This is a genomic window from Acinetobacter colistiniresistens (assembly GCF_024582815.1).
Taxonomy (GTDB): Bacteria; Pseudomonadota; Gammaproteobacteria; order Pseudomonadales; family Moraxellaceae; genus Acinetobacter.
The window spans coordinates 623,552-642,232 of record NZ_CP102099.1 but is presented as its reverse complement, the minus strand read 5'-3'; the positions used below and the strand labels follow the sequence as shown (position 1 = coordinate 642,232).

General features: G+C 38.3%; 17 protein-coding genes and 1 pseudogene. 17 read left to right on the top strand and 1 reads right to left on the bottom strand.

Annotation, left to right across the window (positions count from 1 at the left end; all coding sequences use genetic code 11):
* Positions 1-154: 154 nt before the first annotated feature.
* The 16 genes and pseudogenes from rfbB to galE all read left to right on the top strand — a co-directional run bounded on the left by rfbB (position 155) and on the right by galE (position 15,196).
* The gene (gene rfbB / locus NQU59_RS03055) at positions 155-1,213 is read left to right on the top strand and encodes a dTDP-glucose 4,6-dehydratase (protein ID WP_257064968.1); all 1,059 of its coding nucleotides are present in this window, start codon (positions 155-157) and stop codon (positions 1,211-1,213) included.
* Positions 1,213-2,085 (top strand): glucose-1-phosphate thymidylyltransferase RfbA, encoded by an 873-nt coding sequence (rfbA, locus tag NQU59_RS03050; protein ID WP_257064967.1) that lies wholly within the window; start codon positions 1,213-1,215, stop codon positions 2,083-2,085. Before rfbB ends, rfbA begins: the two co-directional genes overlap by 1 nt.
* Before the next feature lies 1 nt (position 2,086).
* Complete coding sequence (locus tag NQU59_RS03045) at positions 2,087-2,941, top strand: WxcM-like domain-containing protein (RefSeq protein ID WP_257064966.1); 855 nt, start codon at positions 2,087-2,089, stop codon at positions 2,939-2,941.
* Entirely contained in the window at positions 2,941-4,056 is a 1,116-nt protein-coding gene (locus NQU59_RS03040; protein ID WP_257064965.1) for a DegT/DnrJ/EryC1/StrS family aminotransferase, read from the top strand. The genes NQU59_RS03045 and NQU59_RS03040 overlap by 1 nt, the downstream gene beginning before the upstream one ends.
* A pseudogene (locus NQU59_RS03035) lies at positions 4,057-5,316 on the top strand (O-antigen translocase). It begins immediately after the preceding gene.
* The gene (locus NQU59_RS03030; RefSeq protein ID WP_257064963.1) at positions 5,313-5,558 is read left to right on the top strand and encodes a glycosyltransferase family 2 protein; all 246 of its coding nucleotides are present in this window, start codon (positions 5,313-5,315) and stop codon (positions 5,556-5,558) included. Before NQU59_RS03035 ends, NQU59_RS03030 begins: the two are co-directional and overlap by 4 nt.
* A gap of 261 nt (positions 5,559-5,819) precedes the next feature.
* On the top strand, positions 5,820-6,203 hold the full coding sequence (locus NQU59_RS03025) for a hypothetical protein (RefSeq protein ID WP_257064962.1): 384 nt from the start codon (positions 5,820-5,822) through the stop codon (positions 6,201-6,203).
* Positions 6,204-6,617: 414 nt separating this feature from the next.
* Positions 6,618-7,490: a hypothetical protein gene (locus NQU59_RS03020; RefSeq protein WP_257064961.1), complete on the top strand. Its 873-nt coding sequence runs from the start codon at positions 6,618-6,620 to the stop codon at positions 7,488-7,490.
* Positions 7,487-8,017, top strand: coding sequence for a glycosyltransferase (locus NQU59_RS18730; protein ID WP_306436578.1), 531 nt, complete (start codon positions 7,487-7,489; stop codon positions 8,015-8,017). Before NQU59_RS03020 ends, NQU59_RS18730 begins: the two co-directional genes overlap by 4 nt.
* A gap of 32 nt (positions 8,018-8,049) precedes the next feature.
* Positions 8,050-8,580, top strand: coding sequence for a glycosyltransferase (locus NQU59_RS18725; RefSeq protein ID WP_306436577.1), 531 nt, complete (start codon positions 8,050-8,052; stop codon positions 8,578-8,580).
* Positions 8,570-9,727 carry a glycosyltransferase family 4 protein gene (locus tag NQU59_RS03010; protein WP_257064960.1) on the top strand — a complete coding sequence of 386 codons (1,158 nt, stop codon included), beginning with the start codon at positions 8,570-8,572 and terminating at the stop codon, positions 9,725-9,727. The genes NQU59_RS18725 and NQU59_RS03010 overlap by 11 nt, the downstream gene beginning before the upstream one ends.
* The gene (locus NQU59_RS03005) at positions 9,711-10,331 is read left to right on the top strand and encodes a sugar transferase (protein WP_257064958.1); all 621 of its coding nucleotides are present in this window, start codon (positions 9,711-9,713) and stop codon (positions 10,329-10,331) included. Before NQU59_RS03010 ends, NQU59_RS03005 begins: the two co-directional genes overlap by 17 nt.
* Positions 10,332-10,357: 26 nt before the next feature.
* Positions 10,358-11,233, top strand: coding sequence for a UTP--glucose-1-phosphate uridylyltransferase GalU (gene galU, locus NQU59_RS03000; protein WP_257066133.1), 876 nt, complete (start codon positions 10,358-10,360; stop codon positions 11,231-11,233).
* Positions 11,234-11,251: 18 nt separating this feature from the next.
* Positions 11,252-12,511: a nucleotide sugar dehydrogenase gene (locus NQU59_RS02995; protein WP_257064956.1), complete on the top strand. Its 1,260-nt coding sequence runs from the start codon at positions 11,252-11,254 to the stop codon at positions 12,509-12,511.
* Entirely contained in the window at positions 12,511-14,187 is a 1,677-nt protein-coding gene (gene pgi, locus NQU59_RS02990; protein ID WP_373462967.1) for a glucose-6-phosphate isomerase, read from the top strand. The genes NQU59_RS02995 and pgi overlap by 1 nt, the downstream gene beginning before the upstream one ends.
* On the top strand, positions 14,180-15,196 hold the full coding sequence (gene galE / locus NQU59_RS02985) for a UDP-glucose 4-epimerase GalE (RefSeq protein ID WP_257064950.1): 1,017 nt from the start codon (positions 14,180-14,182) through the stop codon (positions 15,194-15,196). The genes pgi and galE overlap by 8 nt, the downstream gene beginning before the upstream one ends.
* 51 nt (positions 15,197-15,247) lie before the next feature.
* On the opposite strand, the gene NQU59_RS02980 is transcribed toward galE, so the two are convergent.
* Positions 15,248-16,618: a phosphomannomutase CpsG gene (locus NQU59_RS02980; protein ID WP_257064949.1), complete on the bottom strand. Its 1,371-nt coding sequence runs from the start codon at positions 16,616-16,618 to the stop codon at positions 15,248-15,250.
* Positions 16,619-16,999: 381 nt separating this feature from the next.
* Here NQU59_RS02980 and lldP point away from each other — a divergent pair, with 381 nt between their 5' ends.
* Entirely contained in the window at positions 17,000-18,667 is a 1,668-nt protein-coding gene (lldP, locus tag NQU59_RS02975; protein WP_257064946.1) for an L-lactate permease, read from the top strand.
* The last annotated feature ends 14 nt before the right edge of the window (positions 18,668-18,681 follow it).

Genomic DNA, 18,681 nt, shown 5'->3' with positions numbered 1-18,681 from the left:
TAAAACTATAAAAAGTTATCTTAACAAAGTGACAAAATTTGTTATATGATGCAGCAAAATAGGGCTCGACTGCTAAAACTGTGCAACTTTAATGTCTCAATAATTTAATGTTTAAAGCTTAAGATGCGGTCAAATTTTAAGATATGGTAGAAGTATGCGAATATTATTAACTGGTGGGGCTGGATTCATTGGTTCTGCTGTGGTACGTCACATTATAAAAAATACGGGTGATGAAGTACTCAATGTAGATAAGCTCACCTATGCTGGGAATTTGGAATCATTAAAAGAAATTGATCAGGATCCACGTTATCATTTTCGACAAGTTGATATTTGTGATGGTGACCGTTTAACAGAAATTTTTGAAGATTTTAGACCGGATGCTGTTATGCATCTTGCTGCTGAGTCACATGTTGATCGATCTATTGATGGCCCTGCTGAGTTTATTACAACTAATATTGTTGGAACTTATACGCTATTAGAGGTTGCACGTAAGTACTGGTTACAATTAAATGAAGAGAAGAAAACTTCTTTTAAATTTCATCATATCTCAACAGATGAAGTTTATGGTGATCTAGAGGGTACAACGGACTTATTTACTGAAACAACCTCATATGCGCCAAGTTCACCTTATTCAGCGAGTAAAGCAAGCTCTGATCATTTAGTGCGTGCTTGGTATAGAACGTATGGCTTACCAACAGTGGTAACGAATTGTTCAAACAATTATGGGCCGTACCATTTCCCTGAAAAGCTGATACCGCTAGTGATCTTAAATGCGCTGGACGGCAAGGCTTTACCTATTTATGGTAAGGGTGATCAGATTCGTGATTGGCTATACGTCGAAGATCACGCCAAGGCGTTGTATAAAGTTGTGACTGAAGGAAAAGTCGGAGAAACTTATAACATCGGTGGTCACAATGAGAAGCAAAATATAGAAGTTGTAAAAACAATTTGTAAAATTTTAGATCAATTAAAACCACAACATAATCACCAATCTTATGAGACATTAATTACTTTCGTAAAGGATCGCCCAGGACATGATTTACGTTATGCAATTGATGCTTCAAAAATTGCAAAAGATTTAGGCTGGAAGCCAGAGGAAACATTTGAAACAGGTATTAGAAAGACTGTTGAGTGGTATTTAAATAACTTGGAATGGTGTCGTCGGGTACAAGATGGCAGTTACCAAAGAGAAAGATTAGGTGTAAGAGCATAATGAATACAAAGGGTATAATTTTAGCTGGTGGTTCAGGGACACGTTTGTACCCCATCACAAAAGGCGTTTCAAAACAACTGTTACCCATTTATGATAAACCAATGGTTTATTATCCACTGTCTGTGTTGATGTTGGCTGGTATTCGTGAGGTTCTCATCATTAGTACCCCAGAAGATATAGAGGGTTTTAAGCGCCTACTGGGTGATGGCTCACAGTTCGGTGTTGAGCTAAGCTATGCGATTCAACCAAGCCCAGATGGTTTGGCTCAAGCATTTATTCTTGGTGAAGAATTTATTGGCGAAAGTAATGTCTGTCTAGTGCTTGGCGACAACATTTTCTATGGACAAGGTTTTACACCAATGCTACGTCAAGCCGTGGCACGCCAAAAAGGTGCAACTGTCTTTGGTTATCAAGTAAAAGACCCTGAGCGATTTGGTGTTGTTGAGTTTGATGAGCAAAAACGAGCTATTTCATTAGAAGAAAAACCAAAACAGCCAAAATCAAACTTTGCGGTTACAGGTCTTTATTTTTACGATAATGACGTCGTAAAAATTGCTAAACAAGTGAAACCTTCAGATCGTGGTGAACTGGAAATTACGACAGTGAACCAAATGTATCTAGACCGTGGTGATCTTAATGTTGAGTTACTTGGACGTGGTTTTGCTTGGTTAGACACAGGTACACATGCCAGTCTGCTTGAAGCAGCACAGTTTGTTGAAACCATTGAAAAGCGTCAGGGTTATAAGGTCGCTTGTCTCGAAGAAATTGCTTTAAATAATGGTTGGTTGACGAAAGCTCAGGTGTTAGAAATTGGCCAAAGTATGAGTAAAAATGACTATGGACAGTATTTGATTTCGTTGGTAACTGAATAAAATGAGCCTTGTAAAATTAATTGACTTGCCAAGCTTTGGCGATGAAAGAGGTGGCTTGGTTGCGATTGAATCTAATCAATCAATTCCTTTTGATGTAAAACGTTTGTATTACATCTTTAAAACCTCAACAAAACCGCGTGGTTTTCATGCCCATATTGATCTAAGACAAGTTGCAATATGTTTGAAAGGCAGTTGCAGATTCATTTTGGATAATGGGTTTGTCAAAGAAGACGTTATTTTAGATAACCCCACTCAAGGCCTTGTTATTGAAGGGCTAATCTGGCGTGAAATGCATGATTTTTCAGAAGATTGTGTGTTGTTGGTGCTGGCGAGTGAACATTTTACAGAACAAGATTATATTCGAAATTATAATGAATTTCTTCAGGTTGTAAATCAGCCTTATATTCATCCATTATCAGATGTTAAATCTAAGAACATTGGTCAAAAAACAAAAGTTTGGCAATATAGTGTGATTTTCCCACAAGCAGTTATTGGCGAAAATTGTAATATATGTGCACATACGATGATCGAAAATGATGTACAAATCGGCGATAACGTTACAATCAAATCTGGTGTTTACGTTTGGGATGGGATTACATTAGAAGATAATGTCTTTATTGGCCCTAGCGTTACTTTTACAAATGATAAAACTCCTCGCTCAAAACAATATCCTGATGAATTCTTAAAGACTGTAGTTGAACAAGGTGCAAGTATAGGCGCCAATGCTACTATTTTGCCAGGGATAAGAATTGGTCAGAATGCATTGGTTGGTGCTGGTGCAGTCGTAACCAAAGATGTCCCAGAAAAAGCAATTGTGGTAGGAAATCCTGCGATTATTAAAGGCTATGTGAAATAATGATTCCCTTCTTAGATTTAAAAAATATCAATGGCCAATATCGTGCAGAGTTAATTGAAGCTTGTACTCGTGTTATAGACTCTGGATGGTATATAGGTGGTAATGAGTTAGCCCAATTTGAGCAAAACTTTGCGGATTATTGTGGAGTGAAATTTGCAATTGGTGTGGCAAATGGTTTAGATGCCTTGATTCTGACCCTTCGTGCATGGAAAGAGTTGGGGAAACTGAAAGATGGTGATGAGGTGATTGTCCCATCAAATACTTATATTGCGAGTATTTTGGCGATTACTGCAAACAATCTGACCCCGATTTTGGTTGAGCCAGATATTAATACTTATAATATCGATCCTAAAAAGATTGAAGCGGCAATCACTCCAAAAACAAAAGTCATTTTACCCGTCCATCTATACGGACAATTGGCAGAAATGCCTGAAATTATGACAATTGCAAATCAACATAATTTGCTTGTTTTAGAAGATTCAGCACAGTCTCATGGCGCTGAAATCAACGGAACAAGAGCTGGAAATTGGGGGGATGCTTCAGGCTTTAGCTTTTACCCTGGCAAAAACCTGGGGGCGCTAGGAGATGCAGGTGCTGTAACGACGAATAATGAAGAGCTTGCGCAGATGTTACGCGCACTTCGAAATTATGGTTCCCACGAAAAATATAAAAATTTAGTGCCTGGCGTAAATAGCCGCCTTGATGAGATGCAGGCTGCCATGCTAGATATTAAATTGAAATATTTGGATCATGAAGTAGCTCATCGCCGTAAAATTGCACAATTGTATTTACAGAATATAGTAAATCCTTTAATTAAGCTGCCATTGGAACATAAAGATGCTGAGAAATATCAACAGCATGTTTGGCATTTATTTGTGATTCGTACTGAGCATCGTGAGGCTTTACAAAAGTACTTGGCAGAACAAGCTGTACAAACATTAATTCATTATCCTATTCCGCCGCATAAACAGCAGGCTTATAAAGAATGGAATGATTTAAACTACCCTATATCTGAACAGATTCATGCTGAGGTAATGAGCTTACCTATTAGCCCTACTTTAAGTGTGGAAGAGGCTGAGAAAGTAATTCAGCTTTGCAATAGTTTTAAAGTTTAAATGAATTTACTTAAAACAAGTGTAGTTAAATGGAGTTGCTGTTTTAATTAAAACAGCAACTATGTTTCTACTTAATAAAATTTTGGCTGTTTATGTTGGCCCTGCTGGTTATGCAGCAATTGGTCAGTTTCAAAATTTTATACAAATGGTGACAACTTTTGCTGGAAGTGCAATTAATACTGCGGTTATTAAGTATACAGCTGAGTATTATGAGGATGAAACTAAACAGCGAAATATATGGAAAACAGCGGGAAGTGTCATCTTACTTTTTAGCTTGTTTTTTCATTAATTATATTAATTTTTCAAAAACAACTTTCAGTTTATATCTTCCATACTGATCTTTATCAAAGTATTTTTGTTTGGTTTGCTTTATTTTTGACCTTTTTTACTTTCAATGCTCTTTTTTTGGCTATTTTAAATGGGAAAAAAGAAGTTCTGAGGTTGGTAGCCGCAAATATTGTAGGTAGTATTTTTTCTTTAGCTGTAACAAGCCTTTTGGCAATAAAATACGGTTTATATGGTGCCTTGGTTGCACTTTCAATTTATCAGTCTTTAGCTTTCTTAATAACGCTATTTTTATGTTACAAAGCTAACTGGTTTAAGTTGTCTTATCTATTTGGAAAAATAGATAAAGCGATTGCTAAAAAATTTGCAGCTTTTGCTTTGATGGCGTTAGTTAGCGCAGTCTGTGTTCCTCTTTCTCAAATGATTATTCGTGGTTATCTAACACATGAGTATGGTGTGGTTTATGCAGGCTACTGGGAGGCGATGATACGCTTAAGTGCAGCATATCTAATGTTAGTCACTACAACACTGGGTGTATATTATTTGCCAAGGCTTTCAGAATTATCGAAAATTGAGAAAATTAAGTCAGAAGTTTACTTAGGATATAAATTTATCTTTCCTTTGGCTGTTATGGGAGGTCTGGTTGTATATTTCTTTAGAGACTGGATTATAGCTATTCTTTTTACTAAAAATTTTTTGCCAATGCGTGACTTATTTCTTTGGCAGATGATCGGCGATTCTTTAAAAATTGGTAGTTGGATACTTGCATATTTAATGTTAAGTAAGGCTATGACTAAATTATTTGTGACAACTGAAATTTTATTTGCAATAACTTCAATATTATTAACTTATCTGTGTACCCATCTCTTTGGATTTGAAGGGGTGTCTATCGCCCATTTGGTTAACTACGGAGTATATTGGATAATTATGAGTATTTTTGTTTTTAAAAGTTTAAAAGAAAGGGGTGCAGTATGAATAGTGGCAGCCAGCCTTTAGTTTCTGTTGTTATACCTTGTTATAATCATGGGGATTTCGTTCAAGATTGTATTCAAAGCGTAATAAGTCAAACTTACCAAAATATTGAACTAATTATTATTGATGATGGTTCAAAAGATAATTCTGTTTTAAAAATAAAAGAAATGCTTGAAGCGTGTAAAAAAGGTTTACACGTTTTGAATTTAGATATAGGCCAAATAAAGGTTTATGTGCAACATTGAACGAAGCATTGGAATGGTGTGAGGGGAGTATTATTGTTCATTTGCTTCGGATGATATAATGATAAGTGATAGAATTATAAAGCAAATAGAATATTTAAAAGAGAATTCTGAATGTGCAGGAGTATTTGGGGCTTTTGAAGTCATTAATCAAAATGGTTCTGTGGGAAATGTAAGAAGAAAAACAATAAAAGGTATAATTTTAAAGATATATTTTTACATAAACACGAATTGCCAGCGCCTACTCAGTTATTAAGAATGGACGTGATAAATAGAATCGGCGGATATGTAGAAGGAATTGTTATTGAAGATTGGTTTATGTGGTTGAAAATCACAGAACTTGGTTACTCTCTTGATTATATAGATGAGATTTTTGTTAAATATAGAAGGCATGATAATAATACATCAAACCAGCTAGAGCTTATGCATCAAGGTAGGCTGGATATAGTTAAAATGTTTGATAGGAGTGATTTTTCTGATGCTGCTTTAGCCTGTATTTATTTGGTTTCAGCTAATGAGTATTTAAATGTGGATTTAAGAAAATCTTGGAGTCTATATGTGAAATTCATATTTATGAAGGAGCAGTTGATTTCAAAAGGCTCTATTAAATACATGCTGAAATTAATTTTAAGGTCGTTGAAATGGTAGTTTTTGTAATATTAATTATATTGGCATCATGCTTCTCGGGGATTTTTTATTAAGCCGTGCTTTACCAATTGGTTTTAAATATTGGAATTTATTGTCTTTTCAATACATCTGTCAATGTATTCTTTTAGTTGTGCCAGGTGCTATAGCTATCCTTGTTGGGATTAGAACTGATCTTGCATTACAGCCAGTTTCTGAAAATACAATTTATTTGACCTCATATTTTATTGCTTGGTGTATATTTGCATTCCCTGCAACTATTGTGGTTTTAGATTTGATATTTAAGCAGAAGATTTATGATTTAATTGTGGAGTACAAACAAAAGATTTTGTTCATTATAATAGCTATAAAACGACTATTAATAATGTTGTAATAATATCTATTTTAAACACTGTTCTGTTGTTGATTTTTTTAGCCTTGCTTCCAGTTATTCCTATATTGCATATTGGGGCTGGAAGCGAGTTTATTATGAACTCAAGGATTGAATCTGCTTTTGATTTACCAGGTTGGGTTTATGGTTTTAGAAGGGTTTTGGTTTATTTTCTTCCTATTTTTTTATTGTATGTTTTGGCCTTAAAGCGGAATGTTAGTATTCCTAATTGGGTGGTATTTTTAAGTGTAATAAACGCGATTATTATACTGGGTTATAGTACTGAGAAAGCTCCATTGCTATATTTGATTTTATCGGTATTTTTTCTTAAAAACAATTTTAAAGATTATAATTTGTCTTTTGGTCGATTAATTCCTATAGGTGGTGGTTTATTTTTTATTTTATTCATGATGTTTCTATTGTTTTATAATAATGAGCTGAGTGAGGTTTTAGAGTTATTGTCTGGGCGATTATTTATTGCGCAAATTGCTGGGTCCTATTTGTCTGTTGAGTATTATGGGGCTGTTCAATCATTTAAATATTTTGATGCTGTTTTATTTCGGTTGGATGGCTTGCTTGGAAATATTCCGACAATGCAAACGTCTGAGGAGTTGGTTAAATACTATTATCCAGATTTGTATAGTAATAATTTATGGAAAAATGTAAATAGCTTTATTATACAAGGGGCTTGGGCTAATTTTGGTGTTTTAGGTGTAATTGTTGCTCCTATTTGGTGTGCTGCTATTATCTATTTTTGTTGTGTTTATATATATAAGAGAGCAAAGACAGCAAGCAATTTGGCAATATACTCCTATTCCGCAATTTTCATGGTTTCTCTTTCTACAAATTTTAATAACTTTATTTATTCATCAGGTTTTATTTTAACACTTTTAATTTGGATGTTTTTAAAAAGATTATGAAAATTTTATATTTAATCACTGGGTTAGGTGGTGGTGGAGCTGAAAAAGTAGTCATGGATTTGGCAGATCAAATGTCACAACTCGGTCATTGTGTAAAAATAGCTTATCTAAAGGGTAGTGTCGTTGTTCGGCCAAAAAATACTGAAATTGAACTTATCTATTTAGGTTTGGAAAATTTAACAAAAGTTAAAGTTGCTTATAAAAACTATAAAAAAATAATTTTAGATTTTAAGCCGGATGTTATTCATGCTCATATGGTTCATGCCAATATTTTTGCTCGAATTTCTAGGAAATTTTTATCAGTTCCACGTTTAATCTGCTCAGCTCATAGTAATAATGAAGGTGGGAAGTTTAGAATGCTCGCTTACAAATACACTCATAATCTTTCTGATATAACAACGAATGTAAGTAAAAATGCTTCTCTTAGTTTTGAAAAATTAGGAGCTGTACCTGAAAATGGGATTGTGACGGTATATAATGGTATAGACCTTAGTAAATTTGAAAAAATAATAAAGATAACTGGCTGAAAAATAGACTTAATGTTTCGGAATCTACACCATTGTTTCTGTCTGTTGGTCGTTTTCATGAAGCTAAAGATTATCCAAATTTATTAAGAGCATTTTCAATATTTAAAGAGACCTCCATTTTTAAAGAGAAACAACCTAAATTAGTCATTGCTGGCGATGGTGAGCTTCGCAAAGAAATTGAAGCATTAATTAATACTTTGAATTTGCAATCTAATGTTATATTACTTGGTCGAAGAGATGATATCCCTGCATTGTTAAATATGTCGGATTTTTTTGTTCTTTCATCAAAATATGAAGGTCTACCAACTGTTGTGATTGAGGCCATGGCATGTGAAACTTATGTTATTGCAACTGATTGTGGTGGAAGTTCTGAAATTATGGGAACAACAGGGAAACTCGTTCCAATTCAAAATGCTGAAGCTTTATCGAAAGCATTTAATGATGTTTTGGTGTTAGAAGAAACTGATAAAACAAAGAATAATAGAGATGCAAGAAACCGAGTTGAGGAATATTTTTCTTTGGACAGTTCAGTACAAAAATGGTTGAAGCTATATGGGATCTAAAAGAATTGCATTAATTGGTACAACAGGTGCGAGTTTTTATGGTTTTCGAGCAGATTTGATCAGGTTTTTAATTCAACAAGGACATACAGTATATGCACTGACGTCCGAATATACTGATCAATGTCTATTGAAAATAAAGGCTTTAGGTGCAATACCAATCACCTATCAATTGAGTAGAGGTGGTTTAAACCCATTTGCAGATATTCAATCTTTTCTACAGTTGAAAAAGATATTATCGGCTATTCAGCCAAATATAGCATTTTCTTATTTTGCAAAACCTGTAATTTACGGCAGTATGGCGGCAAAGGCAGCTAACGTGCCCTTGATTATTGGAATGTTAGAAGGGCTAGGATATACCTTTACAGAGCAACCAGAAAGGCAGAAATTTAAAACGAAACTTATTCGTAATATTCAAGTATTACTATATCGTATGGCATTTCCATGTCTAGATAAAATGATTTTTTTAACGGCAGATGATCAGCATGATTTAATGAAAGTATATGGTTTAAATGTACCTGAAGTACATATCCTTGGAGGGATAGGTCTGAATTTAAATCAATATCCATTTTCAGAAGTGCCTATTAATCCTATAAAATTTTTGTTTATTGGGCGATTGTTAAAAGAGAAAGGTATTTTTGAATTGATCGATGCGATGAGGTTGGTAAAGCAAAAGTATCCTCAAGCTCATTTTACAATATTAGGTGCGATAGATTCGCAAAATATGGGGGCTTTAAAACAAGAGGAATTAGATCGCCTTATTGAAGAGCAATTGTTTGAGTATCCTGGTTATGTTACAAATGTACAAGATTGGATAACAGAAACAAGCATATTTGTTCTGCCATCATATCGAGAAGGTGTTCCGCGTAGTACTCAAGAGGCGATGGCTATAGGGCGACCAATTATTACTACAGATGTACCTGGATGTCGTGAAACTGTTGTAGATGGTGTCAATGGTTTTCTGGTTCCTAAATGGAATCCAGAAGCTTTAGCAGATAAAATGTGTTACTTTATAGAAAATCCTGGGCAAGTGAATAAAATGGGATTGAAGAGCTATGAAATAGCGCAAGAAAAATTTGATGCTGAAAAAGTGAACTCCAAACTTATAGAGATCATGGGTTTAAAAGATCTAAATGAAAAGACTAGTTGATATTTTTATTGCTTCTATAGCACTGATTTTGCTTTCACCTATATTTTTATTTGTTGCTTATAAAGTGCGTAAAAATTTAGGCTCCCCTATATTCTTTTTTCAAGAGCGGCCAGGTAAGAACGGCAAACTTTTTAAAATGATTAAGTTCCGCTCAATGAAGGATGCCTTCGACGCGCAAGGAAATCCATTGCCAGATGAGGCTCGTATCACGTCTTTTGGGCAGAAATTGCGATCTACTAGCTTAGATGAAATGCCACAACTTATTAACGTATTAAAAGGCGATATGAGTGTGGTGGGGCCTCGTCCAATGTTGAAAGATTTTGTTGAACTATACTCTCCAGAACAAGCACGTCGTTTGGAAGTTCGCCCTGGAATGACGGGACTGGCTCAAGTGAGTGGTCGTAATGAACTTGATTATGAAGAAAGATTCAAATGTGATGTGTGGTATGTTGATAATCACAATACTTGGGTTGACTTTAAATTGATGTTCCAGACTGTTAAAGTTATGTTAAGAAGAGAAGGGATTAATGCTCCAGGCCATGTTGGCCCTTCATTATTTAAAGGTAATGAACCTCAAAATAATATTGACCAATCTGTAAAGTAACTATTTGTTTTTAAGTAATAATGATGATGATCAAAAAAGCAATTTTACCAGTCGCAGGCTTAGGTACACGATTCCTACCAGCAAGTAAATCGATTCCAAAGGAAATGGTCACTGTTGTCGATCGCCCTGCGATTGAGTATGTGGTGCGTGAAGCGGTTGAAGCGGGTATTGAACAAATTATTTTGGTCACGCATTCTTCTAAAGTGTCGATTGAGAACTATTTTGATCGTAATTTTGAGTTGGAAACAACCTTAGAGCAAAAAAAGAAATTTGATCTACTTAAAGAAATTACTGATATTTTACCAAAACATGTCAGTGTCGTGAGTGTTCGTCAACCACAACCTTTAGGGCTTGGACATGCGGTACTTTGTGCTAAAGATATTGTCGGTGATGAAGCCTTTGCTGTGTTATTACCAGATGTACTCGTAAAAAATAAAAGCCATAAAAATGATTTATCCTTGATGATTCAACGATTTGAACAATCGCAAGCTGCACAAATTATGGTAGAAGCAGTGCCAGACCATTTGGTTGACCAATATGGTATTGTGGATGTTATTGCATCACCGCATGAAGGTGAAAGTATTGTCATGCAAGGTATTGTAGAAAAACCTGCAGTAGGCACAGCGCCTTCAAATTTATCTGTAGTCGGGCGCTATATTTTACCATCTCAAATTATAGGGCTGCTGGAAAATACCCCACTCGGTGCTGGGAATGAGATTCAGCTTACCGATGCAATCGCAGCCTTACAAAAAATAGAAGCAGTTGAGGCTTATCGTATGGTCGGTCAGACTTTTGATTGTGGGAATAAGCTTGGATATTTAAAAGCCGTACTACATTATGGTATTGAACATCCAATACTAGGCACAGATTTTAAGAGCTTAATCCAAGAGTTGGCTCTCTAGATTGGGGAGCAAATATTAATGAAAGTTGCAATTTTTGGTAATACTTTATATGCAGGCGTCATGTCTGCATTATTGTCTGAATCTGGGCACTTTGTTTATTGGTGTTCGCAACTGGATATGACGGTAGAAGGGCAGCAACATTCATTTCATGATGAGCATGTTAGCCAGTTATTAGAAAAGCAATTAAGTAGCAGGTTTCTGAGTTATCGTGATCTGGACGGTATTCCACTCGATATTGATGTTTATCTGTTTAGTTTTAATCAGACGCAAGAGCAGCAAGTTTTTCAACTTTTGCAGTCGTTAAAACAGAGACCGATTATTCATCCTAAACTCATGATTAATGCGTCAACCTTTGGTTTACAAGGCACTGAGCGTTTTCAGCAGATTCTATCCGAGGATGATTGGGTCTATTTACCCGATACGATTCAAGAAGGAAATGCTTTACATAGTTTAACTCAAGCCAAACAACTGATTGTAGGGTGTACCCAGACAGATGTTCAGATTAAAGTAAAAGAACTGCTTCGACCTTTTTTCCCTCTGGAACAGCAATATCTGTTTATGCCAATTCTAGATGCTGAATTTACCAAACTCAGTATTTCAGGCATGTTGGCGACACGGATCAGTTATATCAATGACTTGGCTGTGGTGGCTGAAAAGCTTGGGATTGATATTGCTTCAGTGCGACGGGGCATGGCGGCAGATAACCGGATTGGTTCAGCTTACTTAGCGCCAGGTGCTGGATTTGGCGGTGAAAACTTTTCTCATGATATTTTGACACTTTCTAATACGGTGGCAAATACTGGGGTGAAAAGCCAATTGCTAGGCCAAGTCTGGGAAATTAACGAGCAGCAAAAAGAAATCCTGTTTCGTAAGTTCTGGAATTATTACCACGGTGACTTGCAAGGTAAATCCATTGCGATTTGGGGGGCATCTTTTAAAGAAAATACCTCCAGTATTCAACAATCACCGATTCACCAAATGCTGGCTGCACTTTGGGCGCAAGGGGTAACAGTTTATCTTCATGACCCTCAGGCATTAGATGAAATTAGATCGATGTATGGGCAACGTGATGACTTAGTCCTGTGCGAAGATCAGTATGATGCAGTGAGAAATGTACAAGGTCTTTGTATACTGACCGCTTGGAAACAATATTGGAGCCCCGAATTTAAGCAACTTGAACGGCTTATGGCGCATCCTTTAATTTTGGATGGTCGCAATATTTATGACCCAGATTATGTTAAAGCGCAAGGTTTTGCATATATGGGGGTGGGACGATAATGATGATCAAGCAGACTCAACCTTTTGCAATCAAGGCGCCAGCTGAGGTGCTTAAGCATTTGTCCTCTTTACAAAAGCAGTTTAAAGAGACCCATCTAAAAACATTATTCGAAGCTGATCCTACTCGCTTTAAACGTTTTTCGGTTGAATATGATCAAATTGTTCTAGACTTTAGCAAGCATCGGATTGACCAGACTATTTTAAATGGTCTGGTTGATCTGGCACAGGCCCAAGATCTGAGACCATGGATCAAAAAGTTATTTTCATCAGAGCAGGTGAATTACACTGAGCATCGGGCCGCGATGCATTGGGCTCTGCGTTTACCTCTATCAAGCGAAAACTTTTCCGAGATTAATCAAGCGGTACACCAACAGCTTGAGCGTATGTATGCCTTGGTGGATAAAATCCATGCGGGGCAGTATCGTGGTGCGACAGGTGAAGTGATTCAGGATGTGGTCAATATTGGAGTCGGTGGGTCCGATTTAGGACCATTGATGGTGACACATGCACTGTCCGATTTTAAAGTTACAACCACAAAGCCTTTAGATGTACATTTCGTTTCAACGATGGACGGTAGTCAGCTATCGGAATTGCTACATCAGCTTCGTCCTGAAACAACTTTATTTATTATCTCGTCAAAATCATTTGGTACCATTGATACGCTTTCTAATGCACAGACCGTACGTCAATGGCTAGAAAAGGCATTGGGCCATAATGAGAAGATTCTGCAAAATCATTTTATTGGGGTTTCAACTAAGCCTGAAAAAATGACGGAATGGGGCATTGCTGCTGATAAGCAACTGTTGCTCTGGGATTGGGTTGGCGGCCGTTATTCGCTCTGGTCATGTATTGGCTTACCAATTGCACTGACCATTGGTGTAGAGGGCTTTAAGCAACTGCTTGCAGGAGCGCATGCCATTGATCAGCATTTTCAGACCGCACCATTTCAGCAAAATATTCCTGTCCTGATGGGTCTTTTAGGTGCCTGGAATAATAATTTTCTGGATATCCAGACTCATGCAGTATTGCCTTATGATGGGCGACTCAAATATTTTGCAGCATATTTACAGCAACTTGAAATGGAATCGAATGGTAAGTCGGTTCAACGCAATGGTGAAAAGGTCAGCTCGGCTACTTGCCCAATTGTTTGGGGTGAGGTAGGGCCGAATGCACAACATGCCTTTTATCAGTTACTTCATCAAGGCACCCATTCGGTTAGTTGTGACTTTATTGCTCCTGTAAAACGTTATAATGCCAATCAATTTACCTACGCTGAAAGTGCAGAGGCCTTGGTTGAGCAGCATCATTTGGCCTTATCAAATTGTTTAGCACAGTCGCGCTTATTGGCTTTTGGTAATCAGGCATTGGCAGCTGATGAATTGAAAGACTTACCAGCTTATAAACAATATGAAGGCAATCAACCGAGCTCCACCATTTTACTCAAAGAACTAAATCCTTATAGTTTAGGGATGCTGATCGCGATGTATGAACATAAAGTATTCGTGCAATCGGTACTCTGGAATATTAATCCCTTTGACCAATGGGGGGTTGAAAAAGGTAAAGAGATTGCCAATCAACTTTTGCCGATTTTAAATCGTGAGCAGGATGATGTATCTACTTTTGATACATCGACGCAAGGTCTACTTAAAATATTATTAGGAAAAATAGATGGCTAAGATCTTAGTAACAGGTGGAGCGGGTTATATTGGTTCGCATACCTGCTTAGAACTACTTCATGCAGGTCATGAGGTTATTGTTTTTGACAATCTCTCGAATAGCTGTGAAGAGTCACTAATTCGTGTACAACGGTTGGCGAATAAAACACTGGTTTTTGTGAAGGGTGATATTCGTGACCAAAAAGGCTTGGACCAAGTTTTTCAGGATCATTCGATTGATGCTGTGATCCATTTTGCGGGTTTAAAAGCGGTAGGCGAGAGTCAGCAGATCCCATTGACTTATTTTGATAATAACATTGCTGGCAGTGCTCAATTGGTCAAGGCGATGGAACGTGCTGGCGTATTTAACTTGGTATTTAGTTCATCTGCAACGGTATATGATGAAGCCAATAGTTCTCCGTTAAATGAAGAGATGCCAACAGGTATGCCAAATAACAATTATGGTTATACCAAACTGATTGTCGAGCAAATGCTGCAAAAACTGGCACAGGCAGACTCGCGGTGGTCGATTGCTTTACTTCGTTATTTTAACCCTGTCGGTGCCCATAAAAGCGGTCAGATTGGTGAAGATCCGCAGGGGATTCCAAATAATCTCATGCCGTATGTTACACAAGTCGCAGTCGGTCGTCGTGAAAAGCTGGCAATTTATGGCAATGATTATGACACTGTAGATGGGACTGGTGTTCGTGATTATATCCATGTGGTGGATCTGGCCAATGCTCATCTGTGTGCTTTGAATAATCGCTTATCGACACAAGGCTGTCGTGCTTGGAACATTGGGACGGGCAATGGCTCGTCCGTATTACAAGTCAAAAACACCTTTGAACAAATCAATGGTGTGCCTGTTGCATTTGAATTTGCACCACGTCGTGCAGGCGATGTTGCCACTTCATTTGCAGACAACACGCGTGCATTGAGCGAGCTCGGTTGGCAGCCTCAATATACCTTGGAAGATATGCTGGCGGATAGCTGGAATTGGCAGAAACAGAATCCCAACGGCTTTAACTGAATAGCAAAGCAATAAAAAAGGAGCAATATGCTCCTTTTTTATTGGGCTGAATTAACCCTGAATTAACCCAGTTAATTCATCAACATAATGCTGCATCGGTTGCGGATTTTGATCGGCGCGGCTCTCAATATTTAAGCGCAATAATGGTTCAGTATTGGAAGCACGAACATTTAAACGCCATGCGCCAAAATCAAGGCTGACGCCATCAGTACGATCGACCTGTGGATTTTGGTCGGCATAATGGTCAAAGATTTTTTGTACAGTCTTTTGCGTGTCTGCCACTTTAAAGTTGATTTCACCGCTGCATGGGAATTTGGCAATCATGTTTTCAACCAATGTTGAAAGTGATTGTCCCGTTTCTGAGAGCAGAGCGATGGCGAGCAACCAAGGAATCATGCCACTATCACAGTAAGCAAAATCACGGAAATAGTGATGTGCGCTCATTTCCCCGCCGTACACGGCATTGTGTTCACGCATGACATCCTTAATAAACGCATGTCCAGATTTAGACTGTACTGCGATGCCTTGGTATTGATCGACGATGTCAAAGGTATTCCAGACCAAACGTGGATCATGCACAATCTTTTCACCAGCCTGTTTGATCAGGAAGGCCTGTGCTAATAAACCAACGATGTAATAACCTTCGATAAATTGCCCTTTTTCATCAAACAGGAAGCAACGGTCAAAGTCGCCATCCCAGGCAATGCCCATATCCGCTTGATGCTGAAGCACTGCATCACGGGTACTATCTCGGTTTTCAATCAAGATTGGGTTGGGAATGCCATTTGGGAACGTGCCATCGGCTTCATGGTGAATTTTGATAAATTCTACGGGAATATTCAGTTGCTGGAATTTTTGTTCGATGGCATCAATCACATGACCTGCTGCGCCATTGCCTGCATTCACGACCAGTTTAAGCGGTTTGATTTTCTGTGGATCAATATAGGTCAGAAGGTGCTCAATGAATTCAGGTAAAATATTATAGTTTTGCGTTGTACCTTTTTCGGCAACTTCTGCGAATTGTCCAGATTCCGCCAGTGCTTTAATCTCTTTTAAACCCGTCTCTGCACTGATTGGACGTGCATTCTCACGCACCAATTTCATCCCGTTATAATCCATTGGATTATGGCTGGCTGTGACTTCAATGCCACCTTGTACATCCAGATGGAAGGCCGCGAAATAGACTTCTTCCGTCCCAGTCATACCGAGATCAAGTACATCCACGCCTGCATCATTCAAACCACGAATCGTGGCCTGTTTTAAGCCTTCGCTACTTAAACGGATATCACAACCAATCACCACGGTTTTCGGTTGATAGATCTGCCCATAGGCACGACCAATGTTATAAGCAATCTCTTCATTCAGTTCAGTACCGAGTTTGCCGCGAATATCGTAGGCTTTAAAGCAAGTCAGTTGCGTCATATTGTTCAATTCAATTGCTGTTTTGAGTTGTGAACAGATTATACAGATATCGTCTAAAAGTCATATTTATAGTTTTGTCTTTCGCGATTGGTAACCCGAAGTACACCAATGGAATACTGCTCGGGATATTTTTTATCAGACTTTAGTCGAATGCTGAAAGCCCACAGTAACAGAAAAGGATTGATTTGATTTTAATTATTATTGGTCATACCAATTATTGGTGTGATAGTGGGGTTGCGCCTGATAATTCATACAATTAAGATGGATTTAGATTGCAAATAGGTGGGATTTGCTTATTTGTTTAATATTGGTCATACCAATATTAAAAAGATTCATTAAATATCGAAGTGAAAACAAAATGACGCCCAGCATTTCAAGGAGATGAGAATGCTTAATGTGTGGCAACAACTTTATGATCCTTTCAATAATATTTGGTTATCCAGTGCCGTTGCGCTGATCCCGATTATTTTCTTCTTTTTAGCTTTGGCAGTGTTTCGTATGAAAGGCAGTGTCGCGGGGACTTGTACCGTGATTATTGCTTTGCTGATAGCGCTGTTTTCTTATCAAATGCCAGCTGAAATGGCATTTGCTTCTGTTGTTTATGGTTTTTTTTACGGTTTGTGGCCGATTTCGTGGATTATTATCGGGGCGGTATTTCTGTATAAAATTTCGGTGAAGACTGGGCAGTTCGATGTGATTCGTTCCAGTATTTTGTCGATCACTGAAGATCAGCGTTTGCAGATGCTCTTGGTCGGTTTTGCCTTTGGTACCTTTTTAGAAGGCGCAGCAGGTTTTGGTGCGCCTGTGGCGATTACCGCAGCCCTGTTGGTCGGTTTAGGTTTTAAACCGCTATATGCTGCGGGTCTTTGTCTGATCGTGAATACGGCACCTGTGGCCTTTGGTGCGATGGGGATTCCAATTATTGTGGCAGGGCAAGTGTCGGGTGTAGAGACCATGGAAATCAGCCAGATGGTCGGTCGCCAGTTGCCTTTTTTAACCATTATTGTGCTGTTCTGGATTATGGCGATCATGGATGGCTGGCGTGGTGTGAAAGAAACTTGGCCAGCGGTACTGGTCGGTGGTAGTGCTTTTGCTATTGCGCAATACCTGACCTCGAATTTTCTAGGGCCAGAATTGCCTGATATTACCGCTGCGATTGCCTCATTGGTCAGCCTGACCCTATTGTTCCGCGTCTGGAAACCAAAGCATATTTTCCGTTTTGACATGACCGATGAACAAGCAGCAAACCAAGCGGCTTCATCTCAACAGTGCTATAGCATTGCCCAGATTGCTAAAGCATGGTCGCCGTTTATGATTTTAACCGTGATGGTGACGATTTGGAGTATCCAACCGTTTAAAGCGCTGTTTGCCAAAAACGGTGCCTTGGCGGACTGGATGTTTAAAATCGAAGTCCCGTATCTGCATAAACTGGTGGAAAAAATGCCGCCGATTGTGCCAGAAACCACGGCCTATGAAGCGATCTATAAATTTGACTGGTTCTCTGCCACAGGTACGGCTATTTTTATTGCGGCCATCATCACCATCATTTTTCTGAAAATGAAAACCCGTGATGCGGTCAGTACTTTTGCGGAAACATTAAATGAATTAAAAACCCCGATTTATTCGATTGGCATGGTATTGGCCTTTGCCTTTATTGCCAATTACTCAGGCCTGTCTGCGACACTGGCTCTGGCACTTTCACATACTGGCCATGCCTTTACTTTCTTCTCTCCATTTTTGGGTTGGTTGGGTGTCTTCCTGACGGGTTCCGATACCTCATCCAATGCCTTGTTCTCGGCTTTGCAGGCGACCACGGCACAGCAAATTGGGATTCCAGAAGTGCTGCTGGTAGCTGCCAATACCAGTGGAGGCGTAACGGGCAAGATGATTTCACCGCAATCGATTGCGATTGCCTGTGCCGCGGTGGGTTTGGTTGGAAAAGAGTCAGACTTGTTTCGTTTCACGGTAAAACATAGCATCATATTTACTGTCTTTGTCGGCATCATCGTCACGGTTCAGGCTTATCTGGTGCCGTGGATGATTCCATAACGCTAATCAAGGAA

Bases quoted from the DNA above. Each gene is read 5' to 3' on its own strand.
- NQU59_RS03005 (WP_257064958.1), top strand. From the start codon at position 9,711: ATGAAAAGACTAGTTGATATTTTTATTGCTTCTATAGCACTGATTTTG.
- NQU59_RS03040 (WP_257064965.1), top strand. From the start codon at position 2,941: ATGATTCCCTTCTTAGATTTAAAAAATATCAATGGCCAATATCGTGCA.
- NQU59_RS18730 (WP_306436578.1), top strand. From the start codon at position 7,487: ATGAAAATTTTATATTTAATCACTGGGTTAGGTGGTGGTGGAGCTGAA.
- pgi (WP_373462967.1), top strand. From the start codon at position 12,511: ATGATGATCAAGCAGACTCAACCTTTTGCAATCAAGGCGCCAGCTGAG.
- galU (WP_257066133.1), top strand. From the start codon at position 10,358: ATGATCAAAAAAGCAATTTTACCAGTCGCAGGCTTAGGTACACGATTC.
- NQU59_RS03010 (WP_257064960.1), top strand. From the start codon at position 8,570: ATGGGATCTAAAAGAATTGCATTAATTGGTACAACAGGTGCGAGTTTT.
- NQU59_RS02980 (WP_257064949.1), bottom strand. From the start codon at position 16,618: ATGACGCAACTGACTTGCTTTAAAGCCTACGATATTCGCGGCAAACTC.
- NQU59_RS02995 (WP_257064956.1), top strand. From the start codon at position 11,252: ATGAAAGTTGCAATTTTTGGTAATACTTTATATGCAGGCGTCATGTCT.
- rfbB (WP_257064968.1), top strand. From the start codon at position 155: ATGCGAATATTATTAACTGGTGGGGCTGGATTCATTGGTTCTGCTGTG.
- galE (WP_257064950.1), top strand. From the start codon at position 14,180: ATGGCTAAGATCTTAGTAACAGGTGGAGCGGGTTATATTGGTTCGCAT.
- rfbA (WP_257064967.1), top strand. From the start codon at position 1,213: ATGAATACAAAGGGTATAATTTTAGCTGGTGGTTCAGGGACACGTTTG.
- lldP (WP_257064946.1), top strand. From the start codon at position 17,000: ATGAGAATGCTTAATGTGTGGCAACAACTTTATGATCCTTTCAATAAT.
- NQU59_RS03045 (WP_257064966.1), top strand. From the start codon at position 2,087: ATGAGCCTTGTAAAATTAATTGACTTGCCAAGCTTTGGCGATGAAAGA.
- NQU59_RS03030 (WP_257064963.1), top strand. From the start codon at position 5,313: ATGAATAGTGGCAGCCAGCCTTTAGTTTCTGTTGTTATACCTTGTTAT.